Here is a 20,657-nt window from a genome sequence, read left to right on the forward strand (position 1 = left end):
GCCCCGGGCGCGCCTACTCGGTGCGCAACCCGTCCGCGCGCATCAGGCGCCACAGCGGCGGCAGGCTCAGCAGCGCGACCCCCAGCAGCAGTGCCGCGCCCAGGCCCGCGACCGGCAGGAACACCCACCAGTCCGCCACCGCTTTGCCCAGGCCCCGTACCAGCGCCAGGCCCAGCAGCAGCCCGCCGCCCACGGCGAGGCCCATCCCCAGCGCGACCGGCACCGCCGTCTGCCACAGCACCGACCACCCCAGCGTGGCGCGCCGGGTCCCGAACGCGACCAGCGTGGACAGCGATCGCCGCCGCTCGCGGAGCTGTTCCACCGTCGACACCAGCAGCGACAGCGCGATCAGCGCCATCGTGGCCGTCGCCGCCGCCAGCACGCCGGTTCGGACGCTGGTGTACTGCCGGTCCCGCTCGACGTCCTGGACGGTCACCACCCGGATCAACGGGTCGAACCGCGCGGCCGCGTTCCGCGCGTGCTCGGCCGCGTCCGGCACGGCCGGGTCGAGCCGTACCATCGCCGTCGCCTCCGGGTCCTCCAGCAGCCCGGCGTCCAGCGCGCCGTGCGTGGCGTAGATCCCGAACGGCATCCACCCCATCGGGTCGCGCCGCGCCTCCACCACCCGGGCCGACTCCGGGATGCGCCACAGGACGGGCCGCTCCCCCTCGTCGCGCAGGTCGACCACGGCGCCCGGCCGGGCCGTCTTGGCCAGGTAGTCGTCCGGCGGCCCGTCGAGCCCGTGCGCCCGGGCGATGAACACGTCGCCGTCCCGACACGACGGCAGCTCGCCCAACTCCCGCAGCGACGCGCAGTCCCCGACCTTCAGCGCGGTCGTCGGCGCGAAGTCCTCACCCGCGCGGGGCGGGCCCGGGCGCCGCGCGCCCCCCTCGATGGTGGCGATGACCCCGGCGACCCCCTCGGCGTCCTTCACCCCGTCGATCAGCGCGCCCGCCGCACGGCTGTCCTTCGCGGCGGTCCACATCTGGAGTTGGGCGCGCGCCCCGTCCATGGTGGTGGGCCTCATGAAGTCGCTCTGCACGGCGCCGAACACCATCTGCAGCGCGATCGCCCCGGCCGCCGCGACGACGATGCCGCTCACCGCGCGGGCCGCGGTGCCGCTGCCCGTCTGGAGCCGGCGGGTGGCGAGCTGCCAGGACGGCGGCCCCCCGCGCAGCCGCCGCACGGCCGCCTCGACCAGCCACGGCAGCAGCGCGGTGAGCCCGGTCAGCGCGAGGACGGCTCCGGCGGCGACCCGGTACGTGTCGAGCGGCGCGGACACGGCGTCCAGCCGCTCCCCGGGCACCAGCAGCAGGACGAGCCCGGCGGCCACCGGGACCATCCGCCACCACACCCGGCGCGGCCGGGGCGCCCCGCCCCGTACGACACCCAGTGGCTCCAACGCGATCCCGCGCAGCGCGAACAGCGCCACCGCGACCGCGCACAGCGGCACCGCCACCACGACGGCCGCCACCAGCGCCGGCTCCGGCACCAGGTCGCCCGGGAAGGCGTTGACGTCCCACACCGTGACGCGGCCCGCGAGCGGCCGGCCCAGCAGGAAGAACACCCCGCCCAGCAGCAGGCCGAGCACCGCCCCGGCCAGCGCCTCGCCCGCCGCGATCCGCCGCGTCATCGCGGTGTCGGCGCCCATCAGGCGCAGCGCGGCCAGCCGCCGGTCGCGCCGCTCCCCGCCGAAGCGGACCGCCACCGCCACGTACACCAGCACCGGCAGCAGCAGCACCACGCAGGCGACCGTCACGACGAGGACGAGCGTCGCGTCCAGCGGCCGCTTGCCCTCCCCGTGTCCGAAGTGGTCGGCGCGGGACACCCGGGGCGCGTCGGCGACGCCGGGATCGTGGACGTACAGGAAGAGCTCACTGGGTCCGGCGAGGCCCGCGTCGCCGATCGTGCCGGCGATCCGGTACGGGAAGCGATCCTTCAACAGTGCCCCGCCGGGGGAGGCGAGCAGCTCGGCGAGCGCCGGCGACACGACCATCTCACCCGGCCCCGGCAGTTTCGCGACACCGGGCGGCACGGGGGCACGGGGGCCGTCGGGGCGCAGGGCCACGCCGTGGACGGTGTCCGTACGGAAGAGCGTGGACACCTCCGTGTGGAGGAAGGAGCGGTCCGAGACGGGCGCCGTGTCGAAGGACGCCTGCCGCGCGTCGGTGCGGTCCTCCCGGCTCTGCAGCATCTGCGGGACGGACGCGGCGACGAACAGCAGCGCCACGCCCAGCCCGACGCCGATCGCGGTGAGGGCCGTACGGACCCGGGCGGCGCGACCGCCCGCGACGGCGAACCGCGCGCCGAACGCGAAGTCCCGCAGGACGCCGCGCACTTTGCGTCCGCTGCGTACTCCGCGCACACCGTGCCCGTTGAATCCGTCGTTCCCGTCGTTCCCGTCGCGTCCGCCGTGCCCGTCGCTTTCGTCACGTCCGCTGCGTACTCCGCGCACACCGTGCCCGTCACGTCCGTCATGCCCGCGTCCGTCACGCCCGTCGTGCTCGCCGTGTCCGTCGCGTATTCCGCGCCCTTCGGTCGCCGCGCTCATGCCGCGCCCGCCGTGTCCCGCACCCTGCCGTCGCGGACGACGACCTCGCGGTCCGCGTACGCGGCGACGCGCGCCTCGTGCGTGACGAGGACGACGGCCGCACCGGTGTCCCGGGCGGCGTCGGTCAGCAGCTCCAGCACCCGCTCGCCGTTGAGGGAGTCGAGGGCGCCGGTCGGCTCGTCGGCGAAGACCACGCGCGGCGCGGTGACCAGGGCGCGGGCGACGGCGACGCGCTGGCCCTGGCCGCCGGAGACCTCGCCGGGCCGCTTGCCACCCACGTCGGCGGCCTCCAGGCGCTCCAGCCACTCCAGCGCCCTGTGCTCGGCGGCCTTGCGGCGCTCACCGGCGAGGCGCAGCGGCAGGGCCACGTTCTCCACGCACGTCAACTCCGGCACGAGCTGCCCGAACTGGAACACGAACCCGAAGTCGCCGCGGCGCAGCGCGCTCCGCCCGGCATCCGACAGGGCGGTGAGCTCCCGCCCGTCGTACACGACGGTGCCCGCGTCGGGGCGGACGATCCCGGCGAGGCAGTGCAGCAGCGTCGACTTGCCGGAGCCGGACGGGCCCATGACGGCGACGACCTCCCCGGCGCGGGCCGTGAAGGACGCCCCGGCCAGCGCGGTGGTCGGCCCGTACGCCTTGTGGAGGTCCTCGGCGCGCAGCAGCGGCCCCGCCGCCCCGCGGACCGACCGGTTCGGTACGGGCGTCGTCATCCAGCCGTCCCCCGCACCGTCGCGGCGAGCTGGTCGAGGCGGGCCGCGGTCAGTTCCAGCCAGCGAAGATCGGCTTCCAGGTGGAACAGCGCGTGGTCGCAGATCAACTGGTCGGCCAGGTCGCCGCCCTTCTTGCGGCGGGTCAGCTCCCGCATCAGCCGCAGGTGCTCGGTGCGCTGGGCGTCCAGCAGGTCGGTGGCGCTGCGCCCGGTGAGCAGGGCGAGCACGACCTTCGTGTAGAGCGTCGACTGGAGGTACGGCTCGGGCTTCTCCGGGCTGGTCAGCCACTGTTCGACGTCGGTGACGCCGGCCTCGGTGATCGCGTAGCGCTTCCGTTCGGGGCCGTCGCCCGGCTCGACGGCGTCGACCTCCACGAGCCCGTTCCTCAACAGGCGGGACATGGTCGAGTAGACCTGGCCGTAGTGCAGCGGCCGGTCGTGGCCGAACTTCTCGTCGAAGGCGCGCTTGAGGTCGTAGCCGTGGCGCGGCCCGGACTCCAGGAGCCCGAGGAGGGTGTGACCGATGGACATGGCGCCACTATACATAGTGTGTATACGCAGGGTGCATAGCTGTCCTGTTCGGTACCCCCGCCTGCCCGGGGCTGCCCGGGCCGGGCTAGTACGCGAGGCGGGCGGCGACCGGCAGGTGGTCGGAACCGGTCGCGGGCAGCGTCCAGACGTGGACGACCTCGGCGCGGCGGGCCATGACCTGGTCGATGCGGGCGAGGGGCGCCGACGCCGGCCAACTGAACGCCAGCCCCGTGCCCGCCGTGTCGAGGCGCGAGGTCAGGGGGGAGAGGCCCCGGTCGTCGACGGTGCCGTTCAGGTCGCCCAGCAGGACCACCCGGTCCAGCCGCTCGGCGGCCAGGGCGGCCCCGAGCAGCTCCGCGCTCTCGTCCCGGCGGGCCGCGTCGAAGCCGCGCTCCGGGCTGAGCCGTACGGACGGCAGGTGCGCCACGTACACGGCGATGTCGCCGCGCGGGGTCGCCGCCGTGGCCCGCAGCCCGCGCCGCCACCCGGCGTCCACGCCTCGGGGCCGGATGTCCAGGGCCCGCGCGTCCGTCAGGGGGTGCGCCGACCAGAGGCCGACCGTGCCGCGCACCTCGTGGTGCGGGTACCGGGCCGAGAGCGCCGCCCGGTACGCGGGCAGCGCCGCCGGGGTGACCTCCTCCAGTGCGATCAGGTCCGGCCGGGGGGCCATCAGCGCCCGCGCCGTACCGGCCGGGTCGGGGTTCTCGTCGCCGACGTTGTGCTGCACCACCGTGAGGCCGTGCCGTACGTCGGGGCCGGGCGCCAGCAGCACCCCGAAGTGCCCGCCCCACGCCATGGCCGGCAGCAGCGCGGCGAGCAGCGCGGTCGCCGAACGGCGCACCAGGGCGGCGGCCACGAGCACCGGCACGGCCAGGCCGAGCCACGGGAGGAAGGTCTCCAGCAGGCTCCCCGGCCGGCCCGGCAGGTCCGGCACGGTCGCGTGGAACACGATCAGCCAGGCGACCAGCGCGGCGAGCCCCGCGATCACCCGCCCCCGGGACCAGGCCGAACGCCCCCGGCCGTCCCGCCCCCACCGCGCGCCCCGCACCGCCCGATCGCCCCCGTCGCCGCCCGTCTCCGCCCCCTTCACGCGTCCGTCCCCGCCGTACGGTGACGCGTCGGCCCCCTTCGCGTGTCCGCGCCCCGTCGTACGGTGACGCGTCCGCCCCTTAGCGTGTCCGCGCCCCGTCGTACGGTGACGCGTCGTCCCCCTTCGCGCGTCCGTCCCCGCCGTACGGTGACGCGTCCGACCCGCGCCCCGGTTCCCCGGCGCCGCCGGGGCGGTGGCCGGAGGGGCGCGGGCCCGGGGCGGCGGCCGGGATCGGCGCTACGCCCCGGGCCCGTCCGGTGGCCGCCCGGCCGGACCCTCGTCCCCGGTCCGGCCCTCCGGTGGCCGCCCGGCCGGGCCCTTGCCCCCGCCCCTGGCCCCGGCTCCGTCTTCGCCCTCGTCCCCGGCCCCGGCGCGGCCCTCCTCCGGCTGCTGCCTGGGCGGGCGGCCGCGGCGGGGGAGGGGGGCCGGGGAGGACGGCAGCCGGCCCGCCTCCGCCAGCGCCCTGCGCAGCAGGAACTCGATCTGCGAGTTCGCGCTGCGCAGTTCGTCCGACGCCCAGCGCGCCAGCGCCTCGTACACCGCCGGGTCGAGGCGGAGGAGCACCTGCTTGCGCTCGCGGCGGGCGGTCACTGGTAGAGCGTGCCCGCGTTGACGACCGGCTGGGCCGAGCGGTCACCGCACAGCACCACCATCAGGTTGGAGACCATCGCCGCCTTCCGCTCGGGGTCCAGTTCCACGATGTCGCGCTCCGCGATCCGGTCCAGCGCCGCCTCGACCATGCCGACCGCACCCTCCACGATCTTCTGGCGGGCCGCCACCATGGCTCCGGCCTGCTGCCGCTGGAGCATCGCCGAGGCGATCTCCGGAGCGTACGCGAGGTGCGTGAACCGCGACTCGATGATGCGGACGCCCGCCGCCGCCACGCGCGCGTGGAGCTCGGCCGCGAGCTTCTCGGTGATCTCCTCGGCGTCGCCGCGCAGCGACAGGCCCTCCTCGTCGTGCGCGTCGTACGGGTACTCGATCGCGATGTGCCGGACCGCCGCCTCCGTCTGCGTGGACACGAACTGCTCGAAGTCGTCCACCTCGAACATGGCCTGCGCCGTGTCCTCCACCCGCCACACGACGACCGCGGCCAGCTCGATCGGGTTGCCGTACGCGTCGTTGACCTTCAGGACCGCCGTCTCGTGGTTCCGCACGCGCGTCGAGATCGCCACCCGCGAGGTCAGCGGGTTCACCCAGCGCAGCCCGTCCGCGCGGACCGTGCCCCGGTAGCGGCCGAACAACTGGACGACGCGGGCCTCGCCGGGCGCCACCATGTTGAGCCCGCACATCGCGAGCAGCGCCCCCAGGCCCACCAGGACGCCGAGCGCGATCAGCCCGACCCGCGCGGCCGTCGACGTCTCCTCGGCGACCGCCGCCCCCGCGACGACGAGGCACACCCCCGCCGCGAGCCCGATCAGGCCCGACAGCAGCGCCAGCCCGCCGCCGACGCTGTACGCCGCGAACTCCCGCACCTGCGGCTGCGGCGTCCTCGGTGGCGTCGCGTCCCCCGCCGTACCGCCGGGCGCGGTCGTCTTCGTGGTCGTGGACATGGTCCCCCCGTTCTCGTGCTCTCTCCGGTGAAGCAAAGTGATATCACTTTAATGTTCTTCGCAACCTTGTCCACCCCCTGTGAGTCAGTTCCTCGCGGGACGGGTGCTGATTGTCACGTTCGGAAAAGACGGGATCCGTTGGTCTCTGTCGCCCGCGGCGGGTTAGCTTGCTGAGCTGATCCGGACGTGAACGACCGAAACGCGACGGACGAACACCGATCAACGGGAGCGACGGAGCCATGGGCCGAGCGGAAGCGCGACGGTCCCGGCAGCGCGGGGCGCGCCGGGAACAGGGGGGTCGCGGGGGCATACGCCGCTTCTTCGCGTGGCGGAGGCTGCTGGGCACGCTCTTCGTGTGCTGCCTGCTCGCCATGGGCGGCTTCTACGCCGTCTACCTGCTCGTCCCCGTCCCCACGGCCAACGCCGAGGCGGAACTGCAGAGCAACGTCTACAAGTACTCCGACGGCTCGATCCTCGCCCGCAGCGGCAAGATCAACCGGTCCATCGTCGGCCTCGACAAGATCCCCGACCCGGTCGAGAAGGCGTTCGTCGCCGCCGAGAACAAGACCTTCTACGAGGACCACGGCGTCGACTTCAAGGGCACCGCCCGGGGCCTCGTGAACTCCGTGACCGGCAAGGGCAAGCAGGGCGGCTCGACCATCACCCAGCAGTACGTCAAGAACTACTACCTGGACCAGAGCCAGACCGTCACCCGCAAGCTCAAGGAACTGGTGATCTCCCTCAAGGTCGACCAGCGCCAGAGCAAGGAGGAGATCCTCGCCGGGTACCTCAACACCAGCTACTACGGCCGCGGCGCGTACGGCATCCAGGCCGCGGCCCAGGCGTACTACGGCGTCGACGCCGGCAGGCTGACCGTCGAGCAGGGCGCCTACCTCGCCGCGCTCCTCCAGGCGCCCAGCCAGTACGACTGGACGTCCGCGACGGCGACCGGCCGCAAGCTCGCCACCGAGCGCTGGAACTACGTCCTGGACAACATGGTCGAGGAGAGCTGGCTCGACCCGGCCGAGCGCGCCGGGATGAAGTTCCCCGTCCCCCAGGAGCCCAGGCCCGCCCCCGGCATGGAGGGCCAGACCGGCTACCTGGTCGAGGCCGCCAACCAGGAGCTGGTGAACCAGGGCGTCAAGGAGGAGGACATCAAGGCCGGCGGCTGGACCATCACCCTCAACATCGACAAGAAGCGCCAGAAGGAGCTCGTCGAGGCGGTCGACGAGCAGTTGGAGAGCCGGCTCGACCGCGAGGGCAACGAGGTCGACGCGACCGTCCAGGCCGGCGCGACCTCCGTCGACCCGAAGACCGGACACGTCGTCGCCCTGTACGGCGGGGTCGGCGCCACCGAGCACTGGATGTCCAACGCCACCCGGCGCGACTACCAGCCCGCCTCCACGTTCAAGCCGCTCGTCTTCGCCGCCGCCCTGGAGAACGGCTCCCGGACGCAGGACGGCCGGCGGATCGGCGTCAACACGACCTACGACGGCACCAGCCGGCGCCCCGTCCAGGGCAGCGACACCCCGTTCGCCCCGGAGAACGAGGACGACATCAGCTACGGCCCGGTCACCGTCCAGCGCGCCATGAACAAGTCGATCAACTCGGTCTTCGCCCAGATGATCGTCGACGTCGGCCCCGACGAGGTGAAGAAGACCGCCCTCGGCCTCGGCATGAAGGACACCGACGGGTTCGTCGAGCAGCCCGCCATGTCGCTGGGCACCATGGGCGCCTCCACCTGGGACATGGCCGGCGTGTACGCCACCCTCGACAACCACGGCAGGAAGGTCACGCCGGCGATCGTGAAGTCCGCGGAGCACAAGGACCGCACGGTCGAGCTGCCCGACCCGATCGGCCCGCAGGCCGTCAGCCGCCAGACCGCCGACACGGTCACCTCGGTCCTGACCGGCGTCGTCAGGAACGGCTCCGGCCGCGCGGCCGACACCCCCGCGTACCAGGCGGCCGGCAAGACCGGTACGTCCGAGAACAACAAGTCCGCCTGGTTCGCCGGCTACACGCCCGAACTGGCCACCGTGGTCGCCCTGTTCGGCGAGGACACCGAGAAGGGCGAGCAGGTCACCCTGACCGGCACGGCCAACTCGGGCCGCGCCAACGGCGGCGGCTTCCCGGCCCGCATCTGGGCCGACTACACGCTGGACGCCCTGGGCGGCGGCTCCGACGCGCGGTTCGACCTGGACGTCATGGAGATCGCCGCCCCCGACCCGGCGCCCGTCCCGTCGCCGTCCGGGAGCCCGTCCCCGTCCCCGTCCCCGTCCTCCTCGCCGAGCGACGAACCGGTCGAGCCGTCGGACTCGCCGTCCTCCGGCACGCCGAGCGGCACCCCGTCCTCGCCGAGCCCGTCGACCGGTGAGCCGACGCCGCCCACGCAGTCCCCGCCGTCCCCGTCACCGAGCACCAGCGAGTCGGGCGACGACGAGGCCCCGGGCGCGGGCCCGGGGCCCGACAAGGACAAGCCCGTCCGCCCGTAGGGAGACGAAGGGAGGTGGCCGGGCCCCGCACCAGGGGCCCGGCCACCTCCCTTCCCCCTTCCGCCGTGCCGCGGCCCTCAGAGCCGCGTCGGCAGCTCGAACCAGACGACCTTGCCGGTCGACAGCCGCGTCGCACCCCACCGGCGCGCCAGTCGGTTGACCAGGAACAGGCCGCGCCCGCCCTCGTCGGTGTCCCGCGCCCGGCGCTGCCGCGGCAGTTGCGGCGAGTCGTCGCCGACCTCGCAGCGCAGCACTTCCGTCCGCAGCAGCCGCAGCGTCACCGGCCGTGACGCGTACCGCACGGCGTTCGTCACGACCTCGCTGACCAGCAGCTCCACCGAGTCCGTCAGCTCCTCCAGGCCCCAGCGGGCCAGTGCCCTGCGGGCCAGTCGGCGCGCCCGGCCCGGCGCCGCGTCCTCCGGCTCCAGGAACCAGTACGCCACGTCGCTGGGCGTTATCCCGTCGAACCGGGCCGCCAGCAGCGCGATGTCGTCGTCCCGGTCACCCGGCCCGAGCATGTCGAGCACGTCGTCGCAGAGGGCCTCCAGCGGCGGCGGGTGGTCCGGGCCCGTCAGTTGCGCCGTCGCTGCGAGCCGCTCGCGCAACTGCTCGATCCCGGTCCACACGTCCCGCAGCCGCGACTCGACGAGCCCGTCGGTGTACAGCAGCAGCGTCGCGCCCGCCGGGGCGTCGAGCTCCACGGCCTCGAAGTCCACGCCGCCCACGCCGATCGGCGCGCCCGGCGGGACCCGCAGCACCTCCGCCCGGCCGCCCAGGTGGAGGAGTATCGGCGGCGGGTGACCGGCGTTGGCGATGGTGATCCGGTGCGCCACCGGGTCGTACACCGCGTACAGGCAGGTCGCCATGCGGTTCTCGCCGAGCCGCTGCGCCTGCTCGTCGAGGTGGTGCAGCACCTCCTGCGGCGGCAGGTCGAGCCCGGCGAGCGTCTGCGCCGTCGTCCGCAGCTGCCCCATGATCGCGGCCGAGGTCATGGAGTGGCCCATGACGTCGCCCACGACGAGGGCGACCCGGCTGCCGGGCAGCGGGATCGCGTCGTACCAGTCGCCGCCGACCCGCGCCGTCTCGGCGGCCGGCAGGTAGCGGGACGCCAGCCGCACGCCGGTCGGCTGCGGCAGGTTCTCCGGGAGCATCGTCCGCTGGAGCTCGTCCGCGATGTACGCCTCGCGCCCGTACAGCACCGCCTTGTCGATGCCGAGCGCCGTGTGCGTCGCCAACTGCGCCGCCACCAGCAGGTCGTTGGGCTCGAACGGGGCGCGGTCCGGGCGGCGCAGGAACACCGCGGCGCCGATCACCCGGCGGCGGCCCCGCAGCGGCGCGAGGATCGCCCGGTGCCCGGCCGGTACGGTACGCCCCTCGCCCAGCAGTTCCGGCAGCGCCGCCCGCGCGGCCGCGGAGTCGCCGAACACCGGCCGCACCCCGCGCAGCACCTCCGCGAGGTGCCCGCCGGGGCGGACCCGGCACAGCTCGGCGGCCGGGCTCTGCTCGGCGTCCGGCGCCACGACGGGCCCGGCCGGGAGCAGGCCCAGGTCGCCGGGGTCGTCCTCCGTTAAACGCAACCGGTCCGTACGGCGCAGCCGCAGGACGAACGGGTCCACGGGCCGCTCGTCGCCGACCGGCAGCGGGTCCCGCAGGTACACGAGTATCGCGTCGGCGAACGTCGGCACGGTGGCCCGGCACAGGCCCAGCACGATCTCGTCCAGGTCGATGCCGCGCGCGATCCGCCGCGTCGCGGCGCCCACGAACCGCAGCCGGTCGCCCTCCCGGCGGGCCGTCCCCACCGGGTCCTGCGGCAGGCCGGCGACGGTCGCCGGAACGCCGCCCGCCGCGCCGTCCCCACCGCCGGGCGGACCACCGGCCACGGCGCCCGCCGCGGCGGCACCGCCCGGAGGCCGCACACCCTCCTGGGCCCGCGCCTGGCCGCCGTCACCGGTCCCTTCACCGCTCCCGGTACCGGTCCCGTCGCCGGGGTGGTCCGGCTCGGCGTCCGCGCGCACCCGCGCCTGCGCCCCGCCGCGCGCGGCCACGCCCCCGGGCCCCGCGACCGCCTCGCGGACCGCGGACGCGGCACGGGCCGTACGGGACGCCCCACGGGCCGCGTTGGCAGCGCGCGACCCGTCCGGGGCGTCCACCGGGACCGGCGGACCGGACGGGGAGGGGACGGGGGAGCCGCCGGGGTGCGACCGGTCCCGCGGGGGCGCGGCCACGGCGGGGCCCTCGGCGGGCTCCGGGGCCTCCTGCCGGGGCCGGGTGCGTTCCTGAGGCCGGGCAGCGAGCGGCTGCCGACCTTCATGGGAGGTGGGATGCTCCGTCACGCGTGGGATTCCGTCCGTCCGGGCCGGGTGGGCGATGCAATCGCTCTGACAGGCGCTATACCCGCTCTGAGCGCGGCGTCGACAAGGGACGACGGATCCGTGCACACCTCGGGCACGGCTCCACCCCCTCGTAGGTGACTTACGGTCAGTTCCTGTCCAGTGATCGGTCGTTACTGCTGCGGGGCCGGGTCGGCCGTCCGGCGGAGGACGATCCTACGGTTACCCCCCAGGGGCGTATCAAGGGTCTCACGGTGCCGTGCGGGCCGGGAGGCGATCCCAGTCGGCCGGCAGCTCCGGAACCGTCCAGCGCGGGTCCGGACGCCACTCCTCCCAGCCGTCCGCGAACGGCGCGCCCCACGCCCGGATCACCTCGACGGCGGCGTCACCCGCCTCCCGCACCCGCCGCGCCTGGGCGGCGTCCATGAGCCCGGCGCGCTGTGCCTGGGCGAACTCGTCCTCGTCCCGCCACAGCCAACTGCGGTCGGGGTAGACGGAGATGTCGAGGAAGTGGTCCTCGGAGTCGACGCCACCGGACCACCGTACGCGCGGCGACTCCAGGTTGACGTACCAACTGCGGAACTCCCAGCCCTCGCCCCAGAACAACCACACCGACCACGGGTCGGCCGGGCGGGCCAGCTTCAGCACGCCCATGCCGGACCAACGGGTGCGCGCGGTGGTGCGCGGCGCGGTGTAACGGGTGGCGAGCGGCTCCTCGTGCACGGGCGTGCCGTCCGCCAGTACGGGCTTGACGCACTCGGTGCCGGGCGCCATCCAGACGGCGAGCAGGTCGGGGGAGTCCCGGACGACGGTCACGGGACGGCAGATGTGGACGTGGCCGTCGCCGTTGTCCCGGTACCGCCACAGGATCCGGTCGCCCGGTGCCCAACGCGGGCCGCCCGGACCGCCGGAGCCCGGACCGCTTCCCGCCTCTCCTCCCGCCGCCGGCACCGCCCCGACCTCCGGCGCCGGGCCTGTCGTCTCCGCTGTCATGCGCAGATCTTAGGACCGCGCCGGGGCGGACGTCCGCGATCCAGGTCACGCGGGACGGCCGTCCCGGTCACCGACGCCGCAGGTCAGAAGCGGTACGGCCGGGGAGCGGCGGTTGGGGGAGCGGCGGTCAGGGGCGGGTCATCCGCAGGACGTCGAGCGCCTCGTCGAGCTGTTCGAGCGTGAGGTCACCCCGCTCCACGTACCCGGACTCCAGGACCACCTCGCGGATCGTCTTCCGCTCGGCCAGCGACCGCTTGGCGACCTTCGCCGCCTCCTCGTACCCGATGTACCGGTTGAGCGGCGTCACCACGGACGGGGACGACTCGGCGTACTCGCGGGCCCGTTCGACGTTGGCGGTGATCCCGTCGACCGTGCGGTCGGCGAGGAGCCGCGCCGCGTTGGCCAGGAGCCGGATCGACTCCAGCAGGTTCTTCGCCATGACCGGGAGCATCACGTTGAGTTCGAAGTTCCCGGCCGCGCCGGCCGCCGCGACCGTGGCGTCGTTGCCGACGACCTGCGCGGCGACCATCAGGACCGCCTCCGGGACCACCGGGTTCACCTTGCCCGGCATGATCGACGAGCCGGGCTGGAGGTCCGGCAGGTTGATCTCGGCCAGGCCGGTGCGCGGCCCGGACGCCATCCACCGCAGGTCGTTCGCGATCTTGGTGAGAGAGACGGCGACCGTACGGAGCTGGCCCGACGTCTCGACCAGCCCGTCCCGCGCCCCCTGCGCCTCGAAGTGGTCGCGCGCCTCGGTCAGCGGCAGCCCGGTGTCCCGCGCGACCTCCGCGATGACGGCGGCGGAGAAGCCGGGCGGCGTGTTGATGCCCGTACCGACCGCCGTCCCGCCCAGCGGCAGCTCCGCGAGGCGCGGCAGGGCGGCCCGCAGCCGCTCCACCCCGTACCGCACCTGCGCCGCGTAGCCGCCGAACTCCTGGCCGAGCGTCACCGGCGTGGCGTCCATCAGGTGCGTGCGGCCGGACTTGACGACCTCCGCGAATTCGGCTGATTTTCGCTCCAGGGCGGCGGCCAGGTGGTCGAGGGCGGGGACCAGGTCACCGGTCACGGCGGCGGTCGCCGCGATGTGGATGGACGACGGGAACACGTCGTTCGACGACTGGGACGCGTTGACGTGGTCGTTGGGGTGGACGGTCCGGCCGTCGCCGAGCCGCTCGGTCGCGAGGGTGGCGAGGACCTCGTTCATGTTCATGTTGGAGGAGGTGCCGGAACCGGTCTGGAAGACGTCGACCGGGAAGTGGTCGTCCCACCGGCCCTCCACGACCTCCGCCGCGGCCGCCCGCACCGCCTCCGCGATCTTCGGGTCCAGGGCGCCCAGCTCCGCGTTGACCTTGGCCGCCGCCGCCTTGACGCGGGCCAGGGCCGCGATGTGGGCCCGCTCCAGGCGCTGTCCCGAGACGGGGAAGTTCTCCACCGCCCGCTGCGTCTGCGCCCGCCACTTGGCGTGCGCGGGGACCCGCACCTCGCCCATGGAGTCGTGCTCGACCCGGTAGCCGCCGTCGCCGCCGGCCCCGCCGTCGCCGCGCTGTTCCCTCGTGTCCGTCATCGTCCCGACCTCCCGGAAGAGTTGAGCACCTGTCTCATTCGCTCTATTCCCAAGTGCTTTACCGACCAGTAAAAACCGTGGGTAACCCCACTTCCAGGAGGCGCAATGGCGCGCACCAGAAGGAAACTCGGACGCGCGGCGGCGGCCGTCGCGCTCACCGCCGCCCTCGGCGGCCTCGCCACCACCCCGCCCGCCGTTGCCGCCGGCCCCCCGCCGGCCGGCCAGCGGACCGTCACCTCGACGCCCCTCCCGGCCGCGTTGGAGCGCGTCCGCGCGGCCGAGGCCACCGCCCTCTACGGCAGCCCCGCCGAACGCCCCTTCGCCGAGCGCAAGACCGCCCTCGTCTCCCTCGGCGACAGCGAGATCTCCGGTGAGGGCGTCGGCGTCTACGAACCCGGCACGGACGGCCCCGACAACTGGTGCCACCGCTCGCCCGACGCGGCCGTCCACCGCACCGGCATCCCCGCCGACGTCACCTACAACGTCTCCTGCTCCGGTGCCGCCACCCCCCACATCCGCGCCGGCGGCACCCCGCAGTACGCCGACGAGCTGGTCCAGAGCGACAACCTCGCCGTCAAGGCCCGCAACACCCGCGTGAAGATGGTCCTCCTCGTGGCCGGAGCCAACGACGACCTCCAGTTCGGCCCCGTCATGACGGACTGCGTCACCCGCTACGTCCTCCTCCAGGGGCCCTGCGCGCCGAAGTACGCGCCCGGCTGGCAGGCCCGCGTCGACGGCCTCGTCCCCAAGGTCGAGCAGACCGTCCACGACCTGCGCGCCGTCATGCGCGGCGCCGGGTACGCCGACACCGACTACCGGCTCGTCGTGATGAGCTACCCCAGCCCCATCGGCCCCGACTTCCGCGACGACCCCGGCTTCCCCGGCAAGCTCGCCTGCGGCGGCCTCGGCTACGACTCCGACACCGCCTGGGGCCGCGACACCGCCGTCCCCGCGTTCGAGCGCGGCATCCGCACCGCCGCCGCGCGCACCGGCGCCGTCTACCTCGACGCCTCCCGCCTCTTCCACGGGCACGAGGTCTGCACGGACCAGGCGTGGGCGCGCGGACTCTTCGTCGACGTGACGAAGTTCCCCTGGGACGAGAACTCCGTCCGCCAGTCCTTCCACCCCAACCGGGCCGGCCACGCCGCCTTCGCGTCCTGCCTGACCCAGTTGTACGCGGCCGGCGTGCGCGAGGCGGGCTGCGCCGACCCCGCCTCCACCGGCGAGCCGGTCCTCGTCCCCGGCGCCTGGGACGACACGTTCGCCCCGCTCCGCGACGCCGCCACCGGAAGGTGCGTGGACGTCTCTGGCGCCACCACCCGCAACGGCACCGCCGTCATCGGCTGGGAGTGCCACGGCGGCCGCAACCAGGGCTGGTGGTACGACCCGGCGCGCGGCTCCGTCCACACCGAGCTCACCCACGACCGCTGCCTCGACGTGCCGGGCGCCCGCTACGAGCCGGGCGCGGCCCTGGTCGTCTGGAACTGCTCCGGCGCGGCCCACCAGAGGTTCGCCCGCGACGCGGGCACCCTCCGCCCGGCCGCCGCGCCGCACCTGTGCGCGACCCTCGCGTCGGCCGGGGACCCGCTGCGCCTCCAGCCCTGCGCCGCGGGCGCCGCGAACCAGCGCTTCGCGTGACGCGCGGGGCCCGACCGCCCCGCACGGCGCACGCCGGGGCGGCCGGGCCCCGTCCCGCACGACCGGCCCGGGCCGGGGCCGCGCGGCGGGGACGGCGCGGGCCGGTCCCCGGCCTCACGGCGACCGCCGGATCAGGAACGCACCGGGATCGACGTGAACGTCGGGGCGGGCGCCGGGTCCTTGAAGAAGTCGTTGCCCTTGTCGTCCACCACGATGAACGCCGGGAAGTCCTCGACCTCGATCCGCCAGACCGCCTCCATGCCGAGCTCCTCGTACTCGACGACCTCGACCTTCTTGATGCAGTCCTGCGCCAGCCGGGCCGCCGGGCCGCCGATGGAGCCCAGGTAGAAGCCGCCGTGCGCGGCGCACGCGTCGGTCACCTGCTGGGAGCGGTTGCCCTTGGCCAGCATCACCTTCGAGCCGCCCGCCGCCTGGAACTGCTCCACGTACGAGTCCATGCGCCCGGCCGTCGTCGGGCCGAACGACCCGGACGCGTACCCCTCGGGCGTCTTGGCCGGACCGGCGTAGTACACCGGGTGGTCCTTCAGGTACTGCGGCATCTCCTCGCCGGCGTCCAGCCGCTCCTTGATCTTGGCGTGCGCGATGTCGCGCGCCACGACCAGCGGGCCGGTCAGCGACAGCCGGGTCTTGACCGGGTACTTGGACAGCTCGGCGAGGATGGCGTCCATCGGCTGGTTCAGGTCGATCCTGACGACGTCGCCCGCCTCGTCGAGGTGCTCGTCCGTCGTGTCCGGCAGGAAGCGCGCCGGGTCGGTCTCCAGCTGCTCCAGGAAGACGCCCTCGGCGGTGATCTTCGCGACGGCCTGGCGGTCGGCGGAGCAGGACACCGCGATCGCGACCGGGCAGGACGCGCCGTGCCGCGGCAGGCGCACCACGCGCACGTCGTGGCAGAAGTACTTGCCGCCGAACTGCGCGCCGATGCCGATCCGCTGCGTCAGCTCGAAGACCTTCTCCTCCAGCTCCTTGTCGCGGAAGCCGTGGCCGAGGACCGAGCCCTCCTCCGGCAGCTCGTCCAGGTAGTGCGCGGAGGCGTACTTGGCGGTCTTCAGCGCGTACTCGGCCGACGTGCCGCCGACGACGATCGCCAGGTGGTACGGCGGGCAGGCGGCCGTACCGAGCGAGCGGATCTTCTCCTCCAGGAACTTCATCATGGAGGCTTCGTTCAGGACCGCCTTCGTCTCCTGGTACAGGAACGACTTGTTGGCCGAGCCGCCGCCCTTCGCCATGAAGAGGAACTTGTACGCACCGCCGTCCGTCGCGTACAGCTCGATCTGCGCGGGGAGGTTGGAGCCGGTGTTCTTCTCCTCCCACATCGTCAGCGGCGCCATCTGCGAGTACCGCAGGTTCAGCTTGGTGTACGCGTCGAAGATGCCGCGCGACAGGGCCTCCTCGTCGCGGCCCTCGGTCAGCACGTTCTGGCCGCGCTTGCCCATGACGATCGCGGTGCCCGTGTCCTGGCACATGGGCAGCACGCCGGCGGCGGCGATGTTGGCGTTCTTCAGCAGGTCCAGCGCCACGAACTTGTCGTTCGGCGACGCCTCCGGGTCGTCGATGATCTTCCGGAGCTGCGCGAGGTGCGCGGGCCGCAGGTAGTGCTGGATGTCGTGGATGGCCTCCTCCGCCAGCTTGCGCAGCGCCTCCGGCTCCACCTTGAGGAAGGTGCGCCCGTCGGCCTCGAAGGTGGACACACCCTCCGAGGTCACCAGGCGGTAGGGCGTGGTGTCCTCTCCCAGCGGGAGCAGATCGGAGTACGCAAACTCTGGCATGACGGCCATTCCTCACTCGGCAGACAGCGGCGCGGCCTCCCTTGGCAACGCGTCCACAAGCCTAGAACGCCGCCGGGCGCCCGGGTCTGTGAGGTAGGGCTCACCCCGCCCTGGTCGCGATCTATCGCGTTTCGCTACGCTGAGGGCGTGGACTCCGACAAGCAGCCCCAGAAGCAGCCCGCTCCCCGCGCTCCGCAGTCCGCCCCGGCGATGCGCGCGTCGGACGCCGACCGCGACCGGGTCGCCGACATCCTCCGGGAGGCGCTGGTCGAGGGGCGGCTCGACGCCGAGGAGCACGGCGAGCGCATCGACGCCGTGTACCGCGCGAAGACCCTCGCCGAGCTGGAGCCGATCGTCAGCGACCTGCCCGCCGCGCCCGCCGCGCCCCGCGCCGACGCGGCGTACGGCGGGTACGGCCCGGCGGGGGCGGACGGCGCGGAGGAGCGGCTGGTCGCGGTGTTCTCCAGCAACGTCCGCCGGGGCCGCTGGCGGATCGGGTCCCGCACCACCGTCTTCTCCCTCTTCGGGAACATCGAGATCGACCTCACCGAGGCGACCTTCACACAGCGCCTCGCCACCATCAACGCCACCTCCGTCTTCGGCAACGTCGAGGTCCGCGTCCCCGAGAACGTCTCCCTGCGCGGCAACGGCACGGGCGTCTTCGGCAACTTCGAGGTGCACACCCTGGAGGCCGCCGACCCGGAGGCCCCCGTGGTGGTCGTCAACGGCTGCGCGGTCTTCGGCAACGTCGAGGCCCGCCCCAAGCGCGGCAAGCGCATCGCGGACCTCCTCCACGACAAGCTCCGCAAGCACCTCGGGGGCTGACGGGGGCGAAGCCCCCGGTCCGTCCGTCGACCGTCGACTTTCGGCCGTCCCCCGGTCCACTCCCTGGAAGCCCGCGCCACGCAGTGCATAGGCCCGCGCACAGCGGGTAGGGCTTGCTGCATCGTCTCTCTCGCCCGCGTAAGCCGTCGTCAGGAGTAGACCGTGCTGCAACTGCCGCATCAGCCCCTCCAGGTCGCCGCCGTTCCGTCCCCGCGCGTTCCGGCACGGGAGGACGAGGCAGGCCCCTGGCACACGGAGGCGGTGTGCCGCCGCGACGAGGCGGGACTCTTCTTCGCCCCGTCGAAGGAGCCCACGGCCGCGCGGCTCGCCCGCGAGGAGGCCGCCAAGCGGGTCTGCGCCCGCTGCCCCGTGATGGTCGAGTGCCGCGAGCACGCCCTGCTCCAGCCCGAGCCGTACGGCGTGTGGGGCGGCCTGACCGCCGCCGAGCGCCGCGTGGTGCTGGCCCGCCGCCGGCGCCGCGAGGTGGAGCTGAAGAAGGCCGCGTCGACCGGCCAGCAGATCGCCGCCGCCGGCTGACGGGCCGGGCGGCGCGGACGGCAGGCGGACCGCGCGGCACGGCCCGCACGAAGAGGGGCGCTCCCACCGCACTGGGAGCGCCCCTCTTCGTATCGCCGTCCCGCGGGACCGGCGGCAACCGCCCGGCCGGGAACCGCCCGGAACCGCCCGGCGGCAGCCGCCCGGTCGGAGGCCGCCGTCGGGCGCGGTCCCCGGGCTACTTCGCCCGGTCGAAGTCGATCTGGCTGTACGCGCGCAGCTTGGACAGCCGGTGCGTCGAGTCGATCTGCCGGATCGTGCCGGACTTCGAGCGCATCACGAGCGACGAGGTCGTCGCCGTCTCGGAGCGGTAGCGGACCCCGCGCAGCAGCTCGCCGTCGGTGATGCCGGTCGCCACGAAGAAGACGTTGTCGCCGCGCACCAGGTCGTCCGTGGACAGCACCCGGTCCAGGTCGTGGCCCGCGTCGAGGGCGCGCCGCCGCTCCTCCTCGTCCTTGGGCCACAGCTTGCCCTGGATGACCCCGCCCAGGCACTTGATGGCGCAGGCGCTGATGATGCCCTCGGGCGTCCCGCCGATGCCCATCAGCAGGTCGACGCCGGTGCCCTCGCGGACCGCCATGATCGAACCGGCCACGTCGCCGTCCGAGATGAACTTGATCCGGGCGCCCGTCTCGCGGATCTCCTTGACGACGCCCTCGTGGCGCGGCCGGTCCAGGATGACGACGGTGACGTCCTCGGGCGCCGAGTCCTTCGCCTTGGCCACGCGGCGGATGTTCACCGACACGGGCGCGTTGATGTCGACGAAGTCGGCCGCCTCGGGGCCGGTGACCAGCTTGTCCATGTAGAACACCGCGGACGGGTCGAACATGGCGCCCCGGTCGGCGGCGGCCAGCACGGCGATCGCGTTGGGCATGCCCTTGGCGGTGAGCGTCGTCCCGTCGATCGGGTCCACGGCGATGTCGCACTCGGCGCCGGTGCCGTCGCCGATCCGCTCGCCGTTGAACAGCATCGGGGCCTCGTCCTTCTCGCCCTCGCCGATGACGACGACGCCGTTCATCGACACGGTGGAGACGAGGGTGCGCATGGCCCGCACGGCCGCGCCGTCGGCGCCGTTCTTGTCGCCGCGGCCGACCCAGCGGCCCGCCGCCATCGCGGCGGCCTCGGTGACCCGGACCAGTTCCAGGGCGAGGTTGCGGTCGGGGGCCTCGGGGGAGACCTCGAGTTCGGACGGCAGATGGTGCTCGGTCATCGGAGCGCACCTTTCTGTACGGCGACGGCCGGTGGTGAAGAGGGTGCTGTGACTCTATCGGTAAGCCGACAATATGAGCAGAGGGGCCCACGGATGAGCGGGACACACTGATGCGACCATAGGGGGGTGGCAGGTATGCGAGGCAAGCAGACGGTGCGCGGGATGTTCCAGTCGATGGCGGTGATCTGCGCCGCCGCCGGGGTGATCTACCTCTTCGTCCCGCACGACGACACGGCGGACCCGATCAAGCCGGTCGACTACCGCGTCGAACTGGTGACGGCCCAGCGCGCCGCGCCGTACCCGGTCGCGGCCCCCGAGGGCCTCGGGGCGGACTGGCGGCCGACGTCGGTCTCGTACGACCGGCAGGAGGGCGACGCCTGGCACCTGGGCTTCCTCACGCCGGAGCGCGAGTACGTCGCCGTCGAGCAGTCCACCGACTCCCCGGTGAGGTACGTCGTCAGGGTCACCCACGACGCGCGGGACACCGGCAGGACGCAGCAGGTCGCCGGGCGGGCCTGGCAGCGCTGGGAGGGCCCCAAGTACGACGCCCTGGTGCTGCGCGAGGAGGGCGTGACGACCGTGGTCACCGGCACGGCGTCCTTCGAGCGGCTGGGCCAGATGGCCGCGGCGCTCAAGGCCGAGCAGGGCTGAACCCGGGTCGAGTCGGGCTGAACCCGGGCCGAGTCGGGGTGAGCCGGGGTGAACCCGGGCCGAGCCGGGCCGAGCCGGGGGGGGGGGGGCCCCCCCCCCCGCCCCCCCCCCCCCCCGGGGGGGGGGGGCCGGGGGGGGGGGGGCCGCCCCCCCCGCCCCCGGGGGTGTTTGACAG

General features: G+C 74.1%; 16 protein-coding genes. 5 read left to right on the top strand and 11 right to left on the bottom strand.

What is annotated here, in order from left to right; genetic code table 11:
* Positions 1–13: 13 nt before the first annotated feature.
* From AC07D6_RS08085 to AC07D6_RS08110, 6 genes are all read right to left on the bottom strand, one after another.
* Positions 14–2,365, bottom strand: a complete 2,352-nt coding sequence (locus AC07D6_RS08085; RefSeq protein ID WP_479042926.1) for an FtsX-like permease family protein — start codon at positions 2,363–2,365, stop codon at positions 14–16.
* A gap of 182 nt (positions 2,366–2,547) precedes the next feature.
* Positions 2,548–3,264, bottom strand: a complete 717-nt coding sequence (locus AC07D6_RS08090; protein ID WP_479042928.1) for an ABC transporter ATP-binding protein — start codon at positions 3,262–3,264, stop codon at positions 2,548–2,550.
* The gene (locus AC07D6_RS08095) at positions 3,261–3,794 is read right to left on the bottom strand and encodes a PadR family transcriptional regulator (protein ID WP_315879747.1); all 534 of its coding nucleotides are present in this window, start codon (positions 3,792–3,794) and stop codon (positions 3,261–3,263) included. Before AC07D6_RS08095 ends, AC07D6_RS08090 begins: the two co-directional genes overlap by 4 nt.
* 85 nt (positions 3,795–3,879) lie before the next feature.
* Positions 3,880–4,842, bottom strand: coding sequence for an endonuclease/exonuclease/phosphatase family protein (locus tag AC07D6_RS08100; RefSeq protein WP_479042982.1), 963 nt, complete (start codon positions 4,840–4,842; stop codon positions 3,880–3,882).
* Positions 4,843–5,121: 279 nt separating this feature from the next.
* Complete coding sequence (locus AC07D6_RS08105) at positions 5,122–5,475, bottom strand: type II toxin-antitoxin system antitoxin (protein ID WP_479042929.1); 354 nt, start codon at positions 5,473–5,475, stop codon at positions 5,122–5,124.
* Positions 5,472–6,437, bottom strand: coding sequence for an SPFH domain-containing protein (locus tag AC07D6_RS08110; protein WP_479042931.1), 966 nt, complete (start codon positions 6,435–6,437; stop codon positions 5,472–5,474). The genes AC07D6_RS08105 and AC07D6_RS08110 overlap by 4 nt, the downstream gene beginning before the upstream one ends.
* 239 nt (positions 6,438–6,676) lie before the next feature.
* On the opposite strand from AC07D6_RS08110, the gene AC07D6_RS08115 reads away from it, so the two are divergent.
* Positions 6,677–8,929, top strand: coding sequence for a transglycosylase domain-containing protein (locus tag AC07D6_RS08115; protein WP_479042932.1), 2,253 nt, complete (start codon positions 6,677–6,679; stop codon positions 8,927–8,929).
* Positions 8,930–9,006: 77 nt separating this feature from the next.
* Here the strand turns inward: AC07D6_RS08115 and AC07D6_RS08120 are convergent, their stop codons facing one another.
* From AC07D6_RS08120 to AC07D6_RS08130, 3 genes are all read right to left on the bottom strand, one after another.
* Entirely contained in the window at positions 9,007–11,262 is a 2,256-nt protein-coding gene (locus AC07D6_RS08120; RefSeq protein WP_479042934.1) for a SpoIIE family protein phosphatase, read from the bottom strand.
* 246 nt (positions 11,263–11,508) lie between these two features.
* A complete protein-coding gene (fomD, locus tag AC07D6_RS08125) occupies positions 11,509–12,252 on the bottom strand; it encodes a cytidylyl-2-hydroxypropylphosphonate hydrolase (RefSeq protein WP_479042935.1) in 744 nt (247 codons plus the stop codon).
* 127 nt (positions 12,253–12,379) lie between these two features.
* Entirely contained in the window at positions 12,380–13,816 is a 1,437-nt protein-coding gene (locus tag AC07D6_RS08130) for a class II fumarate hydratase (RefSeq protein WP_479042936.1), read from the bottom strand.
* Positions 13,817–13,921: 105 nt separating this feature from the next.
* Between AC07D6_RS08130 and AC07D6_RS08135 the strand changes: the two genes are divergently transcribed.
* Positions 13,922–15,454, top strand: coding sequence for a ricin-type beta-trefoil lectin domain protein (locus AC07D6_RS08135; protein WP_479042937.1), 1,533 nt, complete (start codon positions 13,922–13,924; stop codon positions 15,452–15,454).
* 131 nt (positions 15,455–15,585) lie between these two features.
* Here the strand turns inward: AC07D6_RS08135 and AC07D6_RS08140 are convergent, their stop codons facing one another.
* Positions 15,586–17,250, bottom strand: coding sequence for a fumarate hydratase (locus AC07D6_RS08140; protein ID WP_315879740.1), 1,665 nt, complete (start codon positions 17,248–17,250; stop codon positions 15,586–15,588).
* A gap of 138 nt (positions 17,251–17,388) precedes the next feature.
* Between AC07D6_RS08140 and AC07D6_RS08145 the strand changes: the two genes are divergently transcribed.
* Together AC07D6_RS08145 and AC07D6_RS08150 are read left to right on the top strand one after the other, a co-directional pair.
* A complete protein-coding gene (locus AC07D6_RS08145) occupies positions 17,389–18,066 on the top strand; it encodes a DUF1707 SHOCT-like domain-containing protein (protein ID WP_315879739.1) in 678 nt (225 codons plus the stop codon).
* A gap of 162 nt (positions 18,067–18,228) precedes the next feature.
* Positions 18,229–18,603: a WhiB family transcriptional regulator gene (locus tag AC07D6_RS08150; protein ID WP_315879738.1), complete on the top strand. Its 375-nt coding sequence runs from the start codon at positions 18,229–18,231 to the stop codon at positions 18,601–18,603.
* 196 nt (positions 18,604–18,799) lie between these two features.
* On the opposite strand, the gene glpX is transcribed toward AC07D6_RS08150, so the two are convergent.
* A complete protein-coding gene (glpX, locus tag AC07D6_RS08155; RefSeq protein ID WP_315879737.1) occupies positions 18,800–19,831 on the bottom strand; it encodes a class II fructose-bisphosphatase in 1,032 nt (343 codons plus the stop codon).
* A 135-nt stretch (positions 19,832–19,966) separates the two neighbouring features.
* Here glpX and AC07D6_RS08160 point away from each other — a divergent pair, with 135 nt between their 5' ends.
* Positions 19,967–20,482 (top strand): DUF4245 domain-containing protein, encoded by a 516-nt coding sequence (locus tag AC07D6_RS08160; RefSeq protein WP_315879782.1) that lies wholly within the window; start codon positions 19,967–19,969, stop codon positions 20,480–20,482.
* Positions 20,483–20,657 lie beyond the last annotated feature (175 nt).

The organism is Streptomyces sp. NPDC045287, assembly GCF_056432325.1.